Genomic DNA, 19,982 nt, shown 5'->3' with positions numbered 1-19,982 from the left:
AGTAGCGCGGTGGAATTGGGAAATAAAGCCGGACGCAACACACCTGCGCCCGGCGTAGCGATAAATGTTAAGCCATCCGGCACGCATCCGCTTCCCAGCGATATCCTACGCCATACACCGCGCGGATAAACGACTGTTCGGCGTCGAGCGCTTCCAGCTTGCGGCGCAGGTTTTTAATATGGCTGTCGATGGTGCGGTCAGTCACTACGCGATAGTCGTCGTAAAGGTGGTTAAGCAGCTGTTCGCGCGAGAAGACTTTTCCCGGTTCCTGCGACAGGGTTTTCAGCAGGCGGAATTCTGCGGGGGTTAAGTCCAGCAGACGATCGCGCCAGGAGGCCTGAAAACGGTTTTCATCGACAATCAGCGGGCTTTGCGCGTCCAGCGCCTGCACATCGCGGCGCGGTTTGCAGCGGCGCAGGATGGTTTTCACACGCGCCACCACTTCACGCGGGCTGTAAGGTTTGCAGATGTAATCATCCGCACCGATTTCCAGCCCCAGCAGGCGATCAATCTCTTCGATTTTGGCGGTGACCATCACAATCGGCACTTCTGAGAAGCGACGGATTTCGCGGCACAGCGTCAGGCCATCGGTACCCGGCAGCATGAGATCCAGCAGGATTAGATCCGGCGGCGTATCGTGCACAAAAGGCAGAACCTGATCACCGTGGCTGATAAGCGTTGGCGCGTAGTTGGCCGCCAACAGATAATCAATCAGCAACTGCCCGAGCTTGGGTTCGTCCTCGACAATCAAAATGCGCGGGGTGTTTTCATCTATCGGTAACTCAGTCATAACTCTCTCGATGTGTCGCGATCCAGCGGTAATTCTACTTTAATGCTTACCCCGCCAAAAGGCGAATGGGCGGCATCAAGCCTGCCGCCGTGGGCGGTAACAATATTTACGCAAATCGCCAGCCCCAGGCCGGAGCCGCCGCTGGCACGGTTGCGCGATCCTTCCGTACGGTAAAAACGCTCGCACAGCATGGCGAGCTGTTCATCGCTGACGCCGGGGCCGCTGTCGGCAAACTCTACCGCGACGTTTTGTAGCGTTTTCGTCGCGCGAATATGCACATCGCCGCCGCTGTCGGTGTAGCGCAGGCTGTTTTCCAGCACGTTATTGAAAAGCTGCATCAGGCGGTCGCGATCGCCAAAGACCATCGCGCTATCCGGCAAAGAGAGATGCAGCGTTAAGCCGCGGCTGGCTAAACGTTCGCGGAAGGCGCCTGCGGCAATTTCCAGCAGGGAGACCAAATCGACAGGCGCTTTCTGGTAGGCCAGCGCGCCTTCGTCGGACATCGATAACTGATGGAGATCGTTCACCAGTTTGGTGAGCGTGGCGACCTCTGCCTGTAACGAGGCGACGGATTCCGGGGTGAACTTACGCACGCCATCCTGAATCGCTTCCAGCTCTCCGCGCAGCACCGCCAGCGGGGTGCGCAATTCATGAGAGATATCCGCCATAAAATCGCGGCGCATCTGCTGATTGCGATCGAGCGTGCTGGCGAGCTGGTTGAAGTCCTGCGCCAGCCTGCCGAGTTCATCGCTGCCGCGCGCGTCAACGCGCGTTGAGAAATCACCCGCCGCCAGTTTATGCGTGCCTTCCACCAGCCGTTTCACCGGAGCCAGCAAACCGCGCGCCAGCGGGAAGGTCGCCAGCGCGGCGAGTAGCGTCGAGAGCGCGACAATCAGCCAACTGGTGCGGCGCTGCTGTTCGTCGAAATTAATATCCGTGTTACGCGTCAGGCGTTCCACTGGTGAGGCAATCACCGCGCCCACTTCCAGACCATCGACAACGATAGCACGGCGCGTGCCATCTGGCGGAACGGGCTCACGAGGGCCTACCAAAACGCGTTCGCGTTGATCGACGACCCAAAACTGTGTTCGCCAGCCGTGCGGTGGCATGGAAGGCCCCGGGGGCCCTGGCGGGCCCGGTGGGCGATGCTCATCATTATTATCATGCTCGAATGAGCGCAAAATCTGGAAGATGAAGCGATCGTTATTACGCAGAAAACGCCAGTTACCGTGCTGGGCGTACTGCTCCGCCAGCGCGTCACTCAGTAGTTCAAGGCGCTGCTCGTTGCCGTGTTTGATGTAATCAATAAACCCGCGTTCAAAACTGACGCGTACCGCCCAGTGCATCGTGATTAACAGCACGATACAGGTGGCGAAGATGGCGAGGAAAAGTTTTCCGGTGATCCCCGGACGCCATAGTTTCACTGTTCACTCCTTTTTCGTCGGGCGATAACCACGTTTTTGGTGACGTCGTCAGGTACGCGGGCAAAAATCAGGGCGGGCAGGGCGATAATCAGCGCCATGCACAGATAGGTGTACATAAAGACCTGGTGCGTGGCGGCGCTGTCGGCGGCAACATGCTGCTGGCCGAACATCCCCAGCAGTAAGCCCGCCACGGTGACGCCGATACTCATCGAGAGCTGCATGATCATCGACAGCAGGCTATTGCCGCTACTGGCATGTTCATCGGGCAAATCTTTCAGCGTCAGCGTGTTCATCGACGAGAAGCGGCTGGAGTTGACCATCCCCTGAATAAACAGCACCAGCGGCAGCGCGTAGTACCAGCCCGCCAGCGCTGTCGCCATTAACAACAGGCTGACCAGCGCGAGGCCAATCGTGGTGGTGACCAGTACATGGCGATAGCCAAAACGGTTAACCACCTGTACCACAATACGTTTCATCCCCATGCTGCCGAGCACCATCGGGATCATCATCAGCCCGGCGTGGAACGGCGAAAATCCAAGGCCGATCTGCAAAAAGACCGGCGTCATAAAGGGCAGCATGCCGCTACCGATGCGCCCGGCGAAACTACCCGCAAGGCCAAGGGAAAACGTCGGCGTATTAAATAGCTTCAGGCTAAACAGCGCGTTGTCATTGCCTTTGGCGTGCCAGAGATAAAACAGAATCGAGGCAACACCGACGGCGACCAGAATCCCCAGCGTCAGGCTTGAGATGCCGAGCCCTTTCTGACCATCGAGCGCCAGCGTCAGCACCGCCATGCCCAGCGCCAGCACAATGAAACCGCTCAGGTCAAAGCGGCGGGTTTGCAGCGTGTAGTTGGGCATCAGCATCAGGGTGGCGATGCCGCCGATAATGCCGACCGGAATGTTGATCAGGAAGATCCAGTGCCAGGAGGCGTATTCGACCAGAACGCCGCCGAGCGCCGGACCCAGCAGCGGGCCGACCTGACCGGGCAGAGTGACGAAGGTCATCGCCGCCATATACTGTGAGCGAGGGACGATTTTCATCACCGTGAGCCTTCCTACGGGGACCATCATCGCGCCGCCCACGCCCTGTAATACGCGCGCCATTACCAGCTCATTGAGCGTACCCGCCAGTGAGCAAAACAGCGACCCGGCGGTGAACAGAACAATGGCGGTGAAGAAGATATTGCGCACGCCCACTCTGTCCGCCAGCCAGCCGGAGGCGGGAAGCATTACCGCGACGGTCAGCACGTAAGAGACCACCACCATATGCATATGCAGCGGGCTCTCCCCCAGACTTGCTGCCATAGAGGGGAGGGCGGTATTGACGATAGTGGTGTCCAGCGACTGCATAAAGAAGCCGAATGCCACTATCCACAGTTGCCAGCGCACGCTGGCGGGAAGTTCTGTCATTTACTCGATCACCGATTGTCGGGATTGACGCGAAAAACGCAGGCGCAGACGATCGAAAAACAGATAAACCACCGGGGTGGTGTACAGCGTCAGCAACTGGCTGACCACCAGGCCACCAACAATGGTAATCCCCAGCGGCTGGCGCAGTTCCGAGCCATCGCCGCTGGAAACCACCAGCGGTAAGGCGCCAAACAGCGCCGCCAGAGTGGTCATCATAATTGGGCGAAAACGCAGCAGGCAGGCCTGGAAAATCGCTTCTTCAGGCGACAGATTGCCGTTTCGCTGCGCGTCCAGCGCAAAATCGACCATCATAATGGCGTTTTTCTTCACGATGCCAATTAATAGCATGATCCCAATAAGCGCGATTAGGCTGAATGGGGCATTGAACAGCTCCAGCGCCAGCAGCGCGCCGACACCCGCTGAGGGCAGCGTGGAGAGAATAGTCAGCGGGTGAACGTAGCTCTCGTACAGCATCCCCAGCACAATGTAGACGGTGGCGATAGCGGCGATAATCAAAATTATCTGCGAGTTCATGGTTTCCTGGAACACCTGTGCGGTACCGGCGAACGAGCCGCGCACCGTAGACGGCACGCCAAGCTGAGTCATCGCACGGTCAATCGCCTCGCTCGCTTCCGACAACGATTTCCCGGTTGGCAGGTTAAACGACACCGTCGAGGCGGCCGATAATCCCTGATGGTTCACCGACAGCGGCGCGTTAGCCGGTTGCCATTTGGCGAAGTAGGAAAGCGGAATGGCTTTACCTTCGTTGTTAATGACGAACATTTTATCCAGCGCGCTGACGTCCTGGGTGTAGACCGGATCGACTTCCATCACCACTTTGTACTGGTTAAGCGGTTGATAGATGGTTGAAATCTGCCGCTGACCAAAGGCGTTGTTCAACAGACTGTTGGCTGCCTGAACGCTGATACCGAGGCGCGACATGGTTTCCCGGTCATAAACCAGATCCATCTCTGCACCATTGTCTTCCTGATCCGAGTTCACGTCCGCCAGTTCCGGCAAGGCGGCCAGCGCTTTGCGAATTTTCGGTTCCCACTCGCGCAGGGCGCTCAGGTCGTCAGATAGCAGCGTATACTGATAGCTGGCGTTGGACTGACGCCCGCCGACGCGGATGTCCTGCACCGCCACCAGAAACAGGTTAGCACCTGGCTCTTTCGCCAGCTTCTTACGCAGGCGGTCGATAACCTGTTGTGCTGAATCATGCCGTTCACCACGTGATTTCAGGGTGATAAACATCATCCCGCTGTTCACGCGCGAGCCACCGGTAAAGCCGGTCACGTTGTCCACCGCCGGATCTTCACGGATAATTTTCATGAAGTCCTGTAATTTTCCGCGCATCGCCTGGAAAGAGATGCTCTGGTCAGCCTGAATGCCGCCCATCAGCACGCCGGTATCCTGCTCCGGGAAGAAGGTTTTTGGGATGGCGATATAGAGCCAAACGTTCAGCGCAACGGTGGCGAGGAAAACCAGACCAACCATTCGCGAGTGTTTCAGCACCCAGTGCAGGGATTTGCCATAACCCTGTTGCAGGCCAACCAGCAAACGCCCCAGCCCCTTATTACGGGTTGGCGTATGGGCAGGCTGGCGCTTGAGCATCCAGCCGCACATCATCGGCGTTAAGGTCAACGATACCGCCAGCGAAATACCAATTGCCACCGACAACGTCACCGCAAACTCGCGCAACAGGCGGCCCGGAAGCCCGTCCATCAGCAACAGCGGCAGGAAAACGGCCACCAGCGACACGCTCATCGACAGCACCGTAAACCCGACTTCCCGGCTCCCCTGAAGGGCGGCCTGCATCGGTTTCATCCCGGCTTCGATATGCCGCGAAATGTTTTCCAGCACCACAATGGCGTCATCCACCACGAATCCGGTGGCGATAGTGAGCGCCATCAGCGACAGGTTATTCAGGCTGAAGCCGCACAGATACATGGCGGCAAAGGTGCCGATCAGCGAGACGGGAACGGCGACGGCGGGGATCAGCGTCGCGCGACCGGATCGCAGGAAAAGGAATACCACCAGGATCACCAGCGCGACGGAAATCACCAGCGTCTGCTCGACCTCTTCGAGAGAGGCGCGAATGGTTGGCGAGCGATCCTGCGCAATTTGCAGGTCAATCGCCGCCGGAATGGTCTGCTGAAGCTCCGGCAGTTCGGCGCGGATGGCGTCCACCGTTTCGATAATGTTGGCTTCCGGAAGTTTGCGGATCATCAACAAAATCGCCGGCTTAGCGTTGGTCATCCCGGCGTTACGCACGTCCTGCACCGAGTCGATGACGGTCGCGACATCGCCCAGACGCACCGCCGCGCCGTTATTGTAATGGATGATTAACGGCTGGTATTCCGCCGCCGTCTTCAGTTCGTCGTTAGTCTGAATCTGCCAGCGATGGGCGTTATCTTCCAGCGCCCCCTGCGGTTTGCGCACGTTGGCATTGCTGATGGCGGTGCGCACATCATCCAGCGACACGCCCTGATTAAACAGCGCCTGTGGGTTTAGCCCCACGCGCACGGCTGGCAGAGAACTGCCGCCGACATCGACATCGCCCACGCCGTCGATCTGCGCAATGCTTTGCGCCAGCTGCGTCGAGGCGAAATCATACAGCTCACCCTGGGAGTAGGTCTCCGAGGTCAGCGTCAGGATCATGATCGGCGCATCGGACGGGTTGGCTTTACGATAGGTCGGACGGCTGGGCATGCCGCTTGGCAACAGGCTTTGCGCAGCATTGATTGCGGCCTGCACATCACGCGCGGCGCCGTTGATATCGCGATCAAAATTAAACTGCAAAATGATGCGTGTACTGCCGAGCGAGCTGCTGGAGGTCATTTCGCTGACCCCGGCAATGCGCCCGAGCGAACGCTCCAGCGGCGTGGCGACCGACGACGCCATGGTTTCAGGCGACGCGCCAGGCAGCGAGGCGCTGACCATAATGACCGGGAAATCAACCTGCGGCAGCGGGGCCACCGGCAGCAGTCGGAAGCCCAGCACGCCACAGAGGGTGATGGCGATAGAGATTAAAATCGTCGCCACCGGGCGGTAAATGAAGAGAGCGAAAAACTTCATTTACGCCTCCTCCTCATGTCGCGGGAAGCGTTTTTTCAGATGTAGCGCCAGGCGGTCAAACAGCAGATAAATGACCGGCGTGGTAAACAGCGTCAGCACCTGGCTGACCAGCAGGCCGCCCACCATGCCAATCCCTAACGGGCGACGCAGTTCCGCGCCGACGCCGGTACTCAGCATCAGCGGCAGCGCGCCGAGCAGAGCGGCGAGCGTGGTCATCAGTATCGGACGGAAACGCAGCAGACACGCCTGATAAATAGCTTCATGCGGCGGCATGCCCTGTTCACGCTCTGCCGCCAGCGCGAAGTCGATCATCATGATGGCGTTTTTCTTCACGATCCCGATTAGCAAAATAATGCCGATAATAGCGATCACATCCAGTTCGCTGCCGGCAATCATCAGCGCCAGCAACGCCCCTACGCCTGCGGTCGGCAGGGTAGAGAGGATGGTAATCGGGTGAATAAAGCTTTCATACAGCACGCCAAGCACGATATACATCGCCACGACTGCCGCGACGACCAGCCAGACGGTGCTGCTGAGCGCAGACTGGAAGGCCAATGAACTGCCCTGGAATTCGGTACGAATATCCGTCGGGAAACTGAGCGTCTTTTCAGCGTTCATAATCGCATCGACGGCATCGCCCAATGAATAGTCGCCCGCCACGTTGAACGAAATGGTGGTGACCGGGAACTGGTCCAGATGGTTGATGGAGAGCGGGGCAAAACGCTGCTCGACTTTGGCGATGGCTGTTAAAGGCACCACACCGCCGTCGCTGCTGGTCAGGCGCACGTTATCCAGCGCCGCGAGCCCCGGCGTGGCTTGTGTGTCATGTTCCAGCACTACGCGGTACTGATTGGCCTGGGTATAAATAGTGGAAATAAGGCGCTGGCCGAAGGCGTTATACAGCGCGTTGTCCACGTCCGCCATGGAAATCCCCAAACGGCTGGCGCTATCGCGATCAACGTTAACGTATGCCACCAGCCCCTGATCCTGCCAGTCACTGCTGACGTCCGAAAGCTGCGGCAGGGTTTGCAGTTGCTCGACCAACTGCGGTACCCACAGGCTCAGGGCATCGAGCGAGTTCGCCTGAAGCGTGAACTGGTATTGCGTGCGGCTCACGGTGGTATCGATAGTGAGATCCTGCGTCGGTTGCAGGTAGAGTGAGATACCCGGTACGCGATCGACATTCTGTTGCAGGCGCTTAATCACTTTCTGTACGCGGTCATCACGCTCATCCAGCGGCTTCAGGTTGATTTGCAAACGCGCGCTGTTCAGCGCCGGGTTGGTGCCGTCCACACCGACGTATGACGTCAGGCTTTCAACCGCCGGGTCCTTCAGAATGATTTCAGAAACCTGCTGCTGGCGCTGCGTCATGCTGGCGAAGGAGACAGACTGAGGAGCCTGAAGTGTGCCCTGAATAATGCCGTTGTCCTGAATCGGGAAGAAGCCTTTCGGAATAACCACCCACAGAATAATCGACAACGCCAGGGTGCCCAGCGCCACGCTAAGCGTCAGCCACGGATGCTTCAGGACGCGGGCCAGCATATGCCCGTAACCCGCAATGACGCGGTCAAAGAAACGTTCGCTGGCGCGGGAAAAACGGTTCTGTTTGCGCAGTGATTCATGGCTAAGCATGCGCGCGCACATCATCGGCGTTAGGGTCAGTGAAACCACGGCGGAAATCAGTATCGCCACCGCCAGCGTCACGGCAAATTCGCGGAACAGACGACCGACAATATCGCCCATAAACAGCAGTGGGATCAGCACCGCAATCAGCGAGAAGGTGAGGGAGATAATGGTGAAGCCGATTTCGCCCGCGCCTTTCAGCGCGGCGGTCAGCGGTTTTTCGCCTTTCTCGATATAGCGCGAGATGTTTTCGATGACCACAATGGCGTCATCGACCACGAAACCGGTGGCGATGGTGAGCGCCATCAGCGTCAGGTTGTTGATGGAAAAATCAAGGAACACCATCACCGCAAAGGTACCAATCAACGACAGCGGCACCGCTACGCCGGGAATGATGGTCGCCGGAACGTTACGCAGGAACAGGTAGATGATCATCACCACCAGCGCAATGGCGAGCATCAGTTCAAACTGAGTATCGGTAACCGAGGCGCGGATATTGGTGGTGCGATCGGACAACACTTCAACTTTTACTGATTTCGGCAGGCTTTCAGTGAGTTGCGGCAGCATCTGACGAATGCTGTCGGCGGTAGAGATAATGTTGGCGCCAGGCTGACGCTGGACGTTCATCACAATCGCGTGTTGATTATTGGCCCACGCGCCAAGCCAGGTGTTTTCCGCACCCTGCTCAATGGTAGCAACATCGCCCAGACGCACCGGGGAGCCGTTCTGATAAGCGATAATCAGCTTGCGATACTCTTCCGCTGACTGCATCTGGTCGTTCGCGGATAACGTTACCGCGCGGGTCGGGCCATCGAGGCTCCCTTTGGCCGAGTTAACGTTCGCGCTGGTGATTGCGGTGCGTACGGTTTCACTGGTTAATCCTAATGCTGCAAGGGCCTGAGCGTTCAGTTTCACACGCACGGCAGGGCGCTGACCGCCCGCCAGCGTCACCAGCCCGACACCGGAAACCTGGGAAATTTTCTGCGCCACGCGCGTTTCCACCATGTCTTCCACCTGGGTCATTGGCATGGCGGAAGAGGTGACGGCGAGCGTCATAATCGGCGGGTCCGCCGGGTTCACTTTGCTGTAGACCGGCGGGTTAGGCAGGTCATCCGGCAGCAGGTTAGTGGCGGCATTGATGGCGGCCTGCACTTCCTGCTCGGCAACATCCAGCGGTAACGTTAACTGGAACTGAAGGGTCACCACTGACGCCCCGCCGGAACTCTGGGAGGACATCTGTTTCAGGCCGGACATCTGGCCAAACTGGCGCTCCAGCGGCGCGGTGACGGCCGACGTCATCACGTCCGGGCTGGCGCCGGGGTAGAGCGTGACCACCTGAATGGTGGGGTAATCCACTTCCGGCAACGCCGAGACGGGCAGGAAGCGATAGCCGATGATCCCGGCAATCAGGATCGCCACCATCAACAGGGTGGTGGCGACCGGGCGCATGATAAACAGGCGGGATGGGCCGCCCGTATTGCTCGGCGGTAAAACTTGCATCAGGAGCGCGCTCCTTTATGGCCCGCGGCAGTCGCGGGTTCAGCGGCTTTTGCATCGTTGGCGGCGCTGTGCGCTTCCACCACTTCAACTTTCGCGCCTTCGGTCAGACGGTCAATACCGTCCGTCACCACGCGATCGCCGGCGGAGAGCCCGGCGCTGATCACCACTTTCTGGCTGTCCTGAATACCTGGAACCACGGTGTGCTTGCTGACTTTATTCTCGCTGTTCAGTACCCAAACGAAATGTCCATCATTGCCCATTTGCAGGGCCGCAGCCGGAATCACCACCGCATCCTGTTGGGTATCCACCAGCATCCGCGCGTTAACGAACTGATTTGGGAAGAGGGCGTCATCCTGGTTGGTGAAACGCGCTTTCAGCTTGATGGTGCCAGTGGTGGCATCAATCTGGTTGTCGAGGCTCAGCAATACGCCGTCGCTCAGTTTCTGTTTGTTGGTGCGATCCCACGCTTCGACGGTCAGCGGTTTACCGGATTTCTGCGCGTTGACTACCGTCGCAATGTCATTCTCCGGCAGGGTGAACACCAGGTCGATGGGGTGTGTCTGGGTGAGCACGACAATGCCGGTGGTATCGCCGCTGGAAATCTGGTTGCCGATATCAACCTGTTTCAGACCCACGCGCCCGTCTACCGGCGCGGTGATACGGCTCCAGTCGAGCTGGAGCTGCGCGCTGGCAACGGCGGCTTCATCGGCTTTGATGGTGCCCTGCGTTTCGCTGACCAGCGACTGTTGTGTATCGAGCTCCTGGCGCGAAACCAGATTGGTTTTCACCAGTTGTTGATAACGGGCAAGATCGCGACGGGCGTTAGCCAGCGTCGCTTTGTCTTTCGCCAGTTGCCCCTGCGCCTGGGCGAGGGCAACTTTAAACTGGCTCGGGTCGATTTCCGCCAGCAGATCGCCGGCTTTTACCTGCTGTCCTTCCTGAAAGTGCAGCGCCATCAACTGGCCGTCCACGCGGCTGCGCACCGTCACGGTGTTGGCGGCGGTGATGGTACCTAATCCGCTCAAATAACGCGGTACGGCTTCCTGGGTGGCGGTCGCGGCCTGAACCGGCGCAAGCGTTGCGCCGAAGCGGCCACCATGACGTCCGCCACTCGCCGGACGCTCTCCCTGAGCGGCGGCTGCCGGGCCTGCGGATTCTGGTGTGCGATTCATCAGCCAGTAGCCTGTCACTGCGCCGGCCACAATCAGCAATGCCAGCACAACCAGCCAGCGGGATTTGTTACTGCCTTTCATTTTAATGAGTTTCTCGTCCTGAAGCATTTCGCGGAATGATACTAGTTTAGTTACCGGATGGTCGGAAAAAATGGAGGAAATATGAAACACCGGGACGAATCGTCCGAATCACGACCGCTTTGCGAGGCCGCTCGGGGAATTGACACGCAGGAAGCACAGCAGAAGGAGGCTGCGTTAGAGTGCATCCTGAATCGCTGCATTGCAGAAAAGGTGTTCAGCAGGGGGCTGAAAAGGGAAAGCCCCTCCCGAAGAAGGGGCCTTAAAAAGGAAAGGGTTATGATGAAACTGGTCATCATACTGGTGATTCTCTTAGTGATTAGCTACCCAGCATACTAAGACACCAGGGGGAGGGGGAAACCTCTCCCTAACCCTCACTCCTTAATTTAGGATTGCATCCCGAAGAAGTCAATGGCCTGGTAAGGCTTAACCAAACACCACCTGCGCCCAGCGGGCCAGACCGGCGGTGACCGAGCCAAAATCATCGCCACCGGCAATCGGAATTCCCGGCAGTTGCTCCGCCAGCGCTTTTTTGATCAGCGGAGAACGGGCGCTGCCGCCGGTCAGGTAGATGATATCCGGCTTCTCTGCACTTTCGTTCAGCGCCAGATGCACCTGCTCCATAATGCGCGTCAGCGGCTGGTCCAGCGCCGTTTCCAGCCCCTGCTGGCTGATGGCGGTGGCGAGCTCATCGCTGATAAACGGTAAGGTCGTCGCCACTTCCGGACGGTCAGAAAGCGCAATTTTGCTCTCTTCCGCGCAGCGCACCAGGCGGTAGCTCAGGCGCTGTTGCCACACTTTATAGAGCAGGGCGACTTTCTCGGCATCGCGAGCGTCACGCGCCAGGTCGCGCAGCATGCGGCCATTGGCGCTGCTGTAGAAATCGGTCTGCGCCGGAACGTCGTTAATCGCTACGGCATTCCACCAGGGCAGAATCGGCAGGGCGATGCCTTTTTCGGTTTCGCCCCCCATACCGAGTAACGGCATCAGGCTTTTGAAGGCCAGCGCGATGTCGAGGTCGTTCCCGCCGACGCGGCAACCACTGTGGCCGAGCAGGCTTTGTTCGCGGTCGAGTTTCTCGCGCCACTGCGGGCCCATCAGCAATACGGAGCAGTCAGTAGTTCCGCCGCCAATATCGACAACCAGCACGCGCTGTTCTTTATCCAGCGTCGCTTCAAAATCAAGCCCGGCGGCCACGGGTTCATACTGAAATACCACATCGCGAAAACCGGCGCGTTTCGCCGCGCGTTCCAGAATGCCCTGCGCCTGCGCGTTGGCGTCATCGCCGCCCAGCCCCTGGAAGTTAATCGGTCGGCCAATAACCGCCTGATCAATGCTTTCCGGCAGTTGACCCTGCGCTTGCTGGCGAATATGCAGTATCATCGCGCACACGAGATCTTCGAATACCGCGACCTGCTGCGGCTTTAGCCCGTTTGCACCGAGGAAGGATTTTGGCGATTTGACGAAGTAGACCTCTTCCGGGTCATCGATGTACTGGCGCAATGAGGCGAGGCCGAACTGCACGCTGTTGCTCAGTACATCGATATCTTCATCGCGATTGTAGTTGACCGCCCGGCGTAGCAGCGCCTGGGTTTCATCGCCGGTAGCGGGTACCTGATGATGGCGGTAGAGCCATTCGCTGACCGCTTCGCGGGTGGGGGCACAGAGCATCGAAGGAAGCAGCGTGCTGCCGTTTTCCATGGTCAACAGGCGAGGTTTTCCCTCCTGCATCACCGCCACTGAACAGTTTGCCGTACCGTAGTCAAAACCAATAAACACCTTTAAATCCCCATGCCGGTGAAGAAGGGGGGCGACTTTACTTGCATTTTTTCCTGACGACAAGTCGGAATATGAAAGCAAGGAACAAAAGCCGGTTTGCCGCTATGCTGTAGGCGCAAACCAGGGAGAAATTATGTTCGAATTATCGTGGCAGGCACCTTACGACTGGCCGTGGATGTGGGGGTTTTTACAGGCGCGTGCGGTGGCAGGCATTGAGCGTTTTGAGGCGGGTCGCTACACGCGCAGTTTTGAATACGACGGGCATCGCGGCGTCATCACCATGATGCCGGATGAAACGCGGCAGGTACTGTGCGTCACGCTTTCGGAGGGCTTATTGCCGGTAGCGAATCATTGCCTGACGCGAATTTCTCACTTGCTGGATCTTAAATGTGCGACTCAGATAATTAATGACACGCTTGGCACGCTGGCGAGCGCGCGACCAGGGTTGCGCTTACCGGGCGCGATGGATGCGTTCGAGCAGGGCGTCAGGGCGATACTTGGCCAACTGGTCAGCGTAGCGATGGCGGCAAAATTAACCGGCAAAGTGGTCGCCGCGTTGGGGGAGCCCTTGCCCGATTTTCCCGGCTTTTACCTTTTCCCACGTCCGGAACAGTTGATGAATGCCGATCCGCAGCAGCTTAAAGCGCTGGGCATGCCGCTCAAGCGGGCAGAATCGCTTATCTATCTGGCAAGCGCTGCGTTATCCGGCGAGCTGCCGCTCAACCCGCCTGAGGATATTGAGCTGGGAATGAAAACACTGCAAAGCTTCCCCGGGATTGGTCGCTGGACGGCAAACTATTTCGCCCTGCGCGGCTGGCAGGCCAGCGATGTATTTTTGCCGGATGATTATTTGATCAAGCAGCGTTTCCCCGGCATGACGCCCGCGCAGATCCGCCGCTATGCCGAGCGCTGGCACCCCTGGCGCTCTTATGCCTTGCTGCATATCTGGCATACGGAAGGCTGGGCCCCGTAAAGAGTTACTCTTTTTGTGAGAAGCGGTTATGGACGCGCGGCATGGCGTCCGGGTGCGCACCGTAGATTGTCACGCGCCCGCGGCCATTGTTTTTCGAGGCATAGCACGCGATGTCGGCCTGCGAAAGCAGGTCGGTTAGATTGGTGTTATGCCGGTCGATGAAGGTGATCCCCGCGCTGGCGCCGATGTGGTGCCCGCGGCCTTCCCAGGTAAAGTGGTAGTTATTCACGCCTTCGACAATGCGCTGCGCAATATCATGCGCGTCCTCTTCTTTACACTCCGGCAGCAGCAGGCCGAACTCATCGCCGCCAAGGCGGGCAAGAATATCGCCTTTGCGTAACAGGCTGAGCATCAGCGCTGAAATCTCGCGTAGCAGGGCATCGCCGGCGGCATGACCGGCATTATCGTTCACAGACTTAAAGCGGTCGAGGTCAATAAACACCAGCGCATGACGCTCCTGCGCGTTATCAATGTTGAGCAGATGCCGCTTAAGGTGGCTTTCAAAACTAGCCCGGTTCGCCAGATGGGTCAGCACATCATGTGACGCGCTGTAGCTGAGCTGACGCAGCATCTCGCGTGATTCGGTGACATCCTGAATCACCAGCACTGAACCGATGTTTTCGCCATTCAGGGTACTCAGGGGGGTAATGCTGTACTGAATATCGAAGCTACCGCCGTGTCGGCTATGCAGGACTAAATCGTCGTCAATGTCGCTGCGGTAGAGGTCGCCCGTATGGAAATTCCCCATCAATGGACCATGATCGCCGACGCTGATATGCAGAACAGAAAGCAGCGGTTTGTTTAGCGCTTCCTGCTGAGTCCAGCCGCTCATTTTCTCCGCCACCGGGTTCATAAAGGTGATATTCATGTTGATATCGGTACACACGACGGCTTCGCCGATGGAGTCGAGCGTGATATGTAACCGCTCTTTCTCCTGGAACAGCGCTTCGTTCAGCTCTTTCACTTCGGTCATATCAATATTAATGCCGAGCAGGCGTTCCACTTCACCCTGTTTATTCAGCACACGGTTCGCCAGCGATCGAATATGACGAACTTTACCCTTCAGCTTAACGCGAAACTCCAGCATCAGCGGCGAGCTGGATTTGAGCGAGTTCAACACTTTGCGGGTCGCGTTTTCGCGATCTTCTTCAACCAGGCAGGATTCCCAAACCTGCCAGGTGGGTTTCACATGTGAAGGGACACCGTAGAGTTCAAACATCCGTTTATCCCAGCTGATTTTGTTCGGCTTGAGATCCCATTCCCAGATACCCACGCCGCCCGCTTCATTGGCAAGCGTAATGCGTTCCATCAGTCGCTGATTGATCTGCTCAGTTTTTTTCAGTTCGTTAATGTCTTCAATCTGCGCAATAAAGTATAGCGGCGTGCTGTCCGGGTTACGTACTAACGATACGGCGAGCAGCGCCCAGACCACTTCGCCCTGACGGGTGTAATAGCGCTTCTCCATGGTGTAGGTGTTGATGTCACCCCGTACCAGACTGTCGCGCTGGTGCAGGTCAGAATTTAAATCTTCCGGCAGAGTCAGTTCCTGAAACGTCATCTCGCGCAGCTCTTCCGGGCTGTATCCCAGGAAATGGCACAGGGATTTATTCACCTGTAGCCACTGGCCTTCGGTTCCCACCAGCGCCATACCAATGGCCGAATGTTCCATCGCATTGCGAAAACGTTCTTCGCTTTCAACGATATGCTTACTTTCGGCGCGAAAGGCGTACATCACCATGGTCATGACGTTCGCCGGAAGCAGAATCATCACAAACGGCATCCACGACGCATTGGTAACGGTATAGACGACGGAAACGTGCTGCGAGAGCGTGGAGTCCGACATAATCAGCGACACCAGCATCACCGTGCACAGAAAAACCATAAACGCTTCCATACGCGGTAAGCGCACGGCGCTCCACATCAGTAATACGATGATGCAGGTATAAGGCCATGGCATATAAATCATCGACAGCGCGCTCAGCGCGAGGGTCACGGCCAGCGTTAGCAGCGTTTCCAGCAGCAGGCGCGGGTTGCGGTGACGCAGCAGGTAATGCGGCTTAAACAGCAGCCCTAATGGCACCAGCGCCAGCGCGCCAATGGCTTCGGAAAGCGTCCAGACAATAAACGATTGCAGCGGGTTATCGCTCGGCACCAGCAGATAGACCAACAATCCGCCGACCAGCGGCGGGATCAGCGCGCTGCCGATGGCGAGGCGGATCCAGTCATGCAGATTTTGCAGCGGGTTATAGCGCGGTAACAGCTTACGCAGCAGCAGGCCGCCCACGGCGGCTTCCGCGATGTTAATACCGGAGTAAATCAGGTTTAGCTCGTGCAGGGGGAAGAGCACCAGCGAGGCCGCCACATTACCCAGCGTACAGGCAATGGCAATGGCGGGCCATAATCTGCGGCGGTGGCGATAAAACGCCACCATCATGACCGACGTTGGGAACCAGAGCGGTGCCAGAAGCGTGCCAAGTTGCGTCAGCTCAAGCGAAAAAAGGGTGAAAATAAACGTCACCAGCCCCAGACTGGCCAGACGAAGCACAGGGTGAGAGGGAACAACGAATACTGGCCGGGATACTTTATTCATTACCATTTTCGCGAAGAGTGCCGTTGGGCGGGTTTCAGATTTATCTGATAGTGGATGACGCCATGCTAGTACAAAGCATTAATAATTTATACGGTGGTAGCACATAAATTGATAGCACCGAGACAGGGCTTGCGCAACCTGACGGAACGGAAAACGCACGCTTTCACCCCGACTGCGCGCGCGGCAGAGGAACTTTTCGCTGTCGGCCCGCGCAATCCCGCGCATTCGACTGGTATCGCGGGCGCGAAATCCCTATAATTGCCGCGTTTGACGCTCTGGCGTCGTCCTTCCTTATCATCCAGGTTAATCAGGTCGCAAAAATTTATGACTGATAAGTCTCATCAGTGCGTCATCATAGGCATCGCCGGCGCATCGGCTTCGGGTAAAAGTCTTATCGCCAGCACGCTGTATCGCGAATTGCGTGAACAGGTTGGTGATGAACATATTGGCGTTATTCCCGAAGACAGCTACTACAAAGACCAAAGTCATTTGTCGATGGAAGAGCGTGTTAAGACCAACTATGACCATCCTAACGCGATGGATCACAGCCTTTTATTGCAGCATCTGCAAATGCTTAAACGCGGCGAACCTATCGAATTACCGGTCTACAGCTATGTAGAACATACCCGCACCGCCGAGACGGTTCACGTCGAACCCAAAAAAGTCATTATTCTTGAAGGTATTCTGCTGCTGACGGAAGCGCGTCTGCGTGAAGAGATGAGCTTCTCTATTTTCGTCGATACGCCGCTGGATATCTGCCTGATGCGCCGTATTAAGCGCGACGTTAACGAGCGTGGCCGTTCAATGGACTCGGTGATGGCGCAGTATCAGAAAACCGTTCGCCCGATGTTCCTGCAGTTTATCGACCCCTCCAAACAGTATGCCGATATCATCGTGCCGCGTGGCGGGAAAAACCGCATTGCAATTGATATTCTGAAAGCGAAAATTAGTCAGTTTTTTGAATAACTCACGCGAATTGTGTAACGTGCAGTAATCGCCCCCGCGCATCTCATCATGGGGGCTGGTTGTACCAAAGGAGAATGGCATGCGTCTGTGTGACCGAGATATAGAGGCCTGGCTGGATGACGGCCGACTGGCGATTAACCCGCGTCCCCCCGTTGAGCGTATTAATGGCGCGACGGTTGATGTGCGCCTGGGCAATAAATTTCGTACCTTCAGCGGTCATACTGCCGCCTATATTGATTTAAGTGGCCCGAAAGCGGAAGTGAGCGCGGCGCTCGATCGCGTGATGAGCGAAGAGATCGTTCTCGCAGAAGGTGATGCGTTTTATTTACATCCGGGTGAGCTGGCGCTGGCAGTGACGCTGGAATCTGTCACGCTGCCTGCGGATTTAGTTGGCTGGCTTGACGGGCGTTCCTCCCTTGCGCGTCTTGGCCTGATGGTTCACGTGACCGCGCACCGTATCGATCCGGGCTGGTCCGGTTGTATCGTTCTTGAATTCTATAACTCCGGTAAATTGCCGCTGGCGCTGCGCCCTGGGATGCTGATTGGTGCGCTGAGCTTCGAGCCGCTTTCCGGCCCGGCTGCACGCCCCTACAACCGTCGTGAAGATGCGAAGTACCGTGACCAGCAGGGCGCGGTCGCCAGTCGTATCGATAAAGACTGAGTTGAAGCTGGTCTGGTGAGGATGCAATGAGACGTATTTTAACGACGCTGATGATTCTGCTGGTGGTGCTCATCGCCGGCCTCTCGGCGTTAGTTCTTTTGGTCAACCCGAACGACTTCCGCAGCTATATGGTGCGGCAAGTCGAAGCACGCAGCGGCTATCAGCTTCAGCTGGATGGCCCGCTGCGTTGGCACGTCTGGCCGCAGCTCAGCATTCTGTCCGGCAGAATGCGTCTCACCGCGCCGGGAGCAACGGAGCCGCTGGTTCGCGCCGATAACATGCGTCTGGACGTGGCGCTGTTGCCGCTGCTTTCGCATCAGTTGCAGGTCAAGCAGGTGATGCTCAAGGGCGGGGTGATTCAGTTAACGCCGCAAAGTGAAGCCGCGCCGGCTGAACATGCCCCCGTTGTACCGAAAGAAAATACCTTACCGCTGGTGCCGGAAGATCGCGGCTGGTCTTTTGATATTTCTCGCCTCAAAGTGGCCGATAGCGTGCTGGTGTTCCAGCATGCCGATGATGAACAGGTTACGGTGCGCGATATTCGTCTGGAGATGGAGCAGGACGAACATCATCTGGCAACGCTCGATTTTTCTGGCCGCATCAATCGCGATCAGCGCGATTTAGCGCTGGCGCTGACCGCGCGCATTGAAGCTGGCGATTATCCGCATCGTCTGGACGCGCAGCTCTCGCAAATTACCTGGCAACTTCAGGGTGCCGACCTGCCTTCTCAAGGCATCAGCGGCGCCGGTAGTGTGAACGCGCGCTGGCAGGAAGAGCAGAAAACGCTGAGCTTCAGCGACATCAACTTTACGGCGAACGACAGCTCTCTGCGCGGCTCTGGCAGCGTGGTATTGAGCGACCATCCGCTTTGGACGCTCGATCTGCAGTCTGACAAGCTCAATCTCGATAATCTGTTAACTCGTAGCGCGGCCATGACCGACGCCAACGGTGGCCAGCAGGCTCAGAGCACGCCAAAACAGGCTCGCCCGGTCATTGCCGACAGCGACAGCGTTCCGCAATACAGCGGCCTGAAAAGCTTTGATGGCGCTATTTCGCTGGTAGCAAAACAGGTGACCTGGCGCGGGATGAACTTCACCAATGTGGCACATCAGGCGACCAACAAGCGTGGTCTGCTGGATATTACCCAGCTTGAAGGCACGCTGGACGGCGGAAAACTCTCTCTGCCTGGCCAACTGGATGCCCGGGAATTAACGCCTGCGGCGGAATTCCACCCGCAGCTTGAAAACGTCCAGATCGGCAGCTTGCTGAAAGCCTTTAATTATCCTATCGAACTGACCGGGCGCTTAACGCTGGACGGCGAGTTTGCCGGTACGGCGATTGACGCGGAGAGCTTCCGTCGCAACTGGGAAGGGAAGGCAGATATCTCTCTGAAAGACGTGCGTGCGGAGGGGCTGAACTTCCAGCAACTGGTACAGCAGGCGGTTGAGCGCAGCACGGATGTCAAAGCGCAGGAAAGCTACGACAGCGCCACGCGTCTTGATAACCTGACGACGGCGTTCAGCCTGGATCATGGCAAACTGACCCTGAGCGATATGCAGGGCGAATCGCCGCTGCTGGCGGTTGATGGCAAGGGTGCGCTGGATCTGGTCAAAGAAGAGGGCGACATGCAGTTTAACGTCCGCGTAGTTGACGGCTGGCAGGGACAAAGCTCGCTGATTCAGATCCTTAAAGAGACCGCCATTCCGCTGCGTGTTTACGGCAAGTGGCAGGCACTTAATTACAGCCTTCAGGTGGATCAGGCGCTGCGTAAGCATCTGCAAAGCGAAGCACGCCGACGTCTGAGCGACTGGGCGGATAAGAATAAAGATCGCCAGTCAGGGAAGGATGTGAAGCAGTTTTTAGAGAGTCATTAAGACATACACCCCTCACCCCGCCCTCTCCCACAGGGAGAGGGCGAAAACCCGCGCAGAACATG

General features: G+C 57.4%; 12 protein-coding genes and 1 pseudogene. 5 read left to right on the top strand and 8 right to left on the bottom strand.

From position 1 onward, the window contains the following. Positions 1-67: 67 nt before the first annotated feature. From baeR to AC1MKH_RS16020, 6 genes are read right to left on the bottom strand one after another with little or no spacing between them, the layout of a single operon-like run. Positions 68-790: an envelope stress response regulator BaeR gene (gene baeR, locus AC1MKH_RS16045; RefSeq protein WP_015963811.1), complete on the bottom strand. Its 723-nt coding sequence runs from the start codon at positions 788-790 to the stop codon at positions 68-70. After that, entirely contained in the window at positions 787-2,214 is a 1,428-nt protein-coding gene (baeS, locus tag AC1MKH_RS16040; protein WP_276220484.1) for an envelope stress sensor histidine kinase BaeS, read from the bottom strand. The genes baeR and baeS overlap by 4 nt, the downstream gene beginning before the upstream one ends. Next, positions 2,211-3,626 carry an MFS transporter gene (gene mdtD, locus AC1MKH_RS16035; RefSeq protein ID WP_327621871.1) on the bottom strand — a complete coding sequence of 472 codons (1,416 nt, stop codon included), beginning with the start codon at positions 3,624-3,626 and terminating at the stop codon, positions 2,211-2,213. The genes baeS and mdtD overlap by 4 nt, the downstream gene beginning before the upstream one ends. After that, positions 3,627-6,704: a multidrug efflux RND transporter permease subunit MdtC gene (gene mdtC, locus AC1MKH_RS16030; RefSeq protein WP_327621870.1), complete on the bottom strand. Its 3,078-nt coding sequence runs from the start codon at positions 6,702-6,704 to the stop codon at positions 3,627-3,629. Continuing rightward, complete coding sequence (locus AC1MKH_RS16025) at positions 6,705-9,827, bottom strand: MdtB/MuxB family multidrug efflux RND transporter permease subunit (protein ID WP_276220481.1); 3,123 nt, start codon at positions 9,825-9,827, stop codon at positions 6,705-6,707. Beyond that, positions 9,827-11,080 carry an MdtA/MuxA family multidrug efflux RND transporter periplasmic adaptor subunit gene (locus AC1MKH_RS16020; RefSeq protein WP_276220480.1) on the bottom strand — a complete coding sequence of 418 codons (1,254 nt, stop codon included), beginning with the start codon at positions 11,078-11,080 and terminating at the stop codon, positions 9,827-9,829. Before AC1MKH_RS16020 ends, AC1MKH_RS16025 begins: the two co-directional genes overlap by 1 nt. Before the next feature lie 276 nt (positions 11,081-11,356). Between AC1MKH_RS16020 and AC1MKH_RS16015 the strand changes: the two genes are divergently transcribed. Beyond that, on the top strand, positions 11,357-11,416 hold the full coding sequence (locus tag AC1MKH_RS16015) for a type I toxin-antitoxin system Ibs family toxin (protein ID WP_126440999.1): 60 nt from the start codon (positions 11,357-11,359) through the stop codon (positions 11,414-11,416). 87 nt (positions 11,417-11,503) lie between these two features. On the opposite strand, the gene yegD is transcribed toward AC1MKH_RS16015, so the two are convergent. Beyond that, positions 11,504-12,856 carry a molecular chaperone gene (gene yegD, locus AC1MKH_RS16010; RefSeq protein WP_276220479.1) on the bottom strand — a complete coding sequence of 451 codons (1,353 nt, stop codon included), beginning with the start codon at positions 12,854-12,856 and terminating at the stop codon, positions 11,504-11,506. 133 nt (positions 12,857-12,989) lie between these two features. Between yegD and alkA the strand changes: the two genes are divergently transcribed. Continuing rightward, entirely contained in the window at positions 12,990-13,829 is an 840-nt protein-coding gene (gene alkA / locus AC1MKH_RS16005; protein ID WP_276220478.1) for a DNA-3-methyladenine glycosylase 2, read from the top strand. Positions 13,830-13,890: 61 nt separating this feature from the next. On the opposite strand, the pseudogene AC1MKH_RS16000 reads toward alkA, so the two are convergent. Next, a pseudogene (locus AC1MKH_RS16000) lies at positions 13,891-16,419 on the bottom strand (diguanylate cyclase); the annotation flags it as partial. Positions 16,420-16,743: 324 nt separating this feature from the next. On the opposite strand from AC1MKH_RS16000, the gene udk reads away from it, so the two are divergent. The 3 genes from udk to asmA all read left to right on the top strand — a co-directional run bounded on the left by udk (position 16,744) and on the right by asmA (position 19,920). After that, positions 16,744-17,385, top strand: a complete 642-nt coding sequence (gene udk, locus AC1MKH_RS15995; RefSeq protein WP_015963820.1) for a uridine kinase — start codon at positions 16,744-16,746, stop codon at positions 17,383-17,385. A gap of 79 nt (positions 17,386-17,464) precedes the next feature. Then, positions 17,465-18,046 (top strand): dCTP deaminase, encoded by a 582-nt coding sequence (gene dcd / locus AC1MKH_RS15990; protein WP_276220476.1) that lies wholly within the window; start codon positions 17,465-17,467, stop codon positions 18,044-18,046. A gap of 26 nt (positions 18,047-18,072) precedes the next feature. Then, positions 18,073-19,920, top strand: coding sequence for an outer membrane assembly protein AsmA (gene asmA, locus AC1MKH_RS15985; protein WP_276220475.1), 1,848 nt, complete (start codon positions 18,073-18,075; stop codon positions 19,918-19,920). Positions 19,921-19,982: the final 62 nt, after the last annotated feature.

The organism is Pseudocitrobacter sp. CD920760, from assembly GCF_057782505.1.
Note: the sequence above shows the minus strand (reverse complement) of the source record. Positions and strands in the feature narration are given on the sequence as shown.

Bases quoted from the DNA above. Each gene is read 5' to 3' on its own strand.
- baeR (WP_015963811.1), bottom strand. From the start codon at position 790: ATGACTGAGTTACCGATAGATGAAAACACCCCGCGCATTTTGATTGTC.
- mdtD (WP_327621871.1), bottom strand. From the start codon at position 3,626: ATGACAGAACTTCCCGCCAGCGTGCGCTGGCAACTGTGGATAGTGGCA.
- mdtC (WP_327621870.1), bottom strand. From the start codon at position 6,704: ATGAAGTTTTTCGCTCTCTTCATTTACCGCCCGGTGGCGACGATTTTA.
- AC1MKH_RS16025 (WP_276220481.1), bottom strand. From the start codon at position 9,827: ATGCAAGTTTTACCGCCGAGCAATACGGGCGGCCCATCCCGCCTGTTT.
- AC1MKH_RS16020 (WP_276220480.1), bottom strand. From the start codon at position 11,080: ATGAAAGGCAGTAACAAATCCCGCTGGCTGGTTGTGCTGGCATTGCTG.
- alkA (WP_276220478.1), top strand. From the start codon at position 12,990: ATGTTCGAATTATCGTGGCAGGCACCTTACGACTGGCCGTGGATGTGG.
- udk (WP_015963820.1), top strand. From the start codon at position 16,744: ATGACTGATAAGTCTCATCAGTGCGTCATCATAGGCATCGCCGGCGCA.
- dcd (WP_276220476.1), top strand. From the start codon at position 17,465: ATGCGTCTGTGTGACCGAGATATAGAGGCCTGGCTGGATGACGGCCGA.
- asmA (WP_276220475.1), top strand. From the start codon at position 18,073: ATGAGACGTATTTTAACGACGCTGATGATTCTGCTGGTGGTGCTCATC.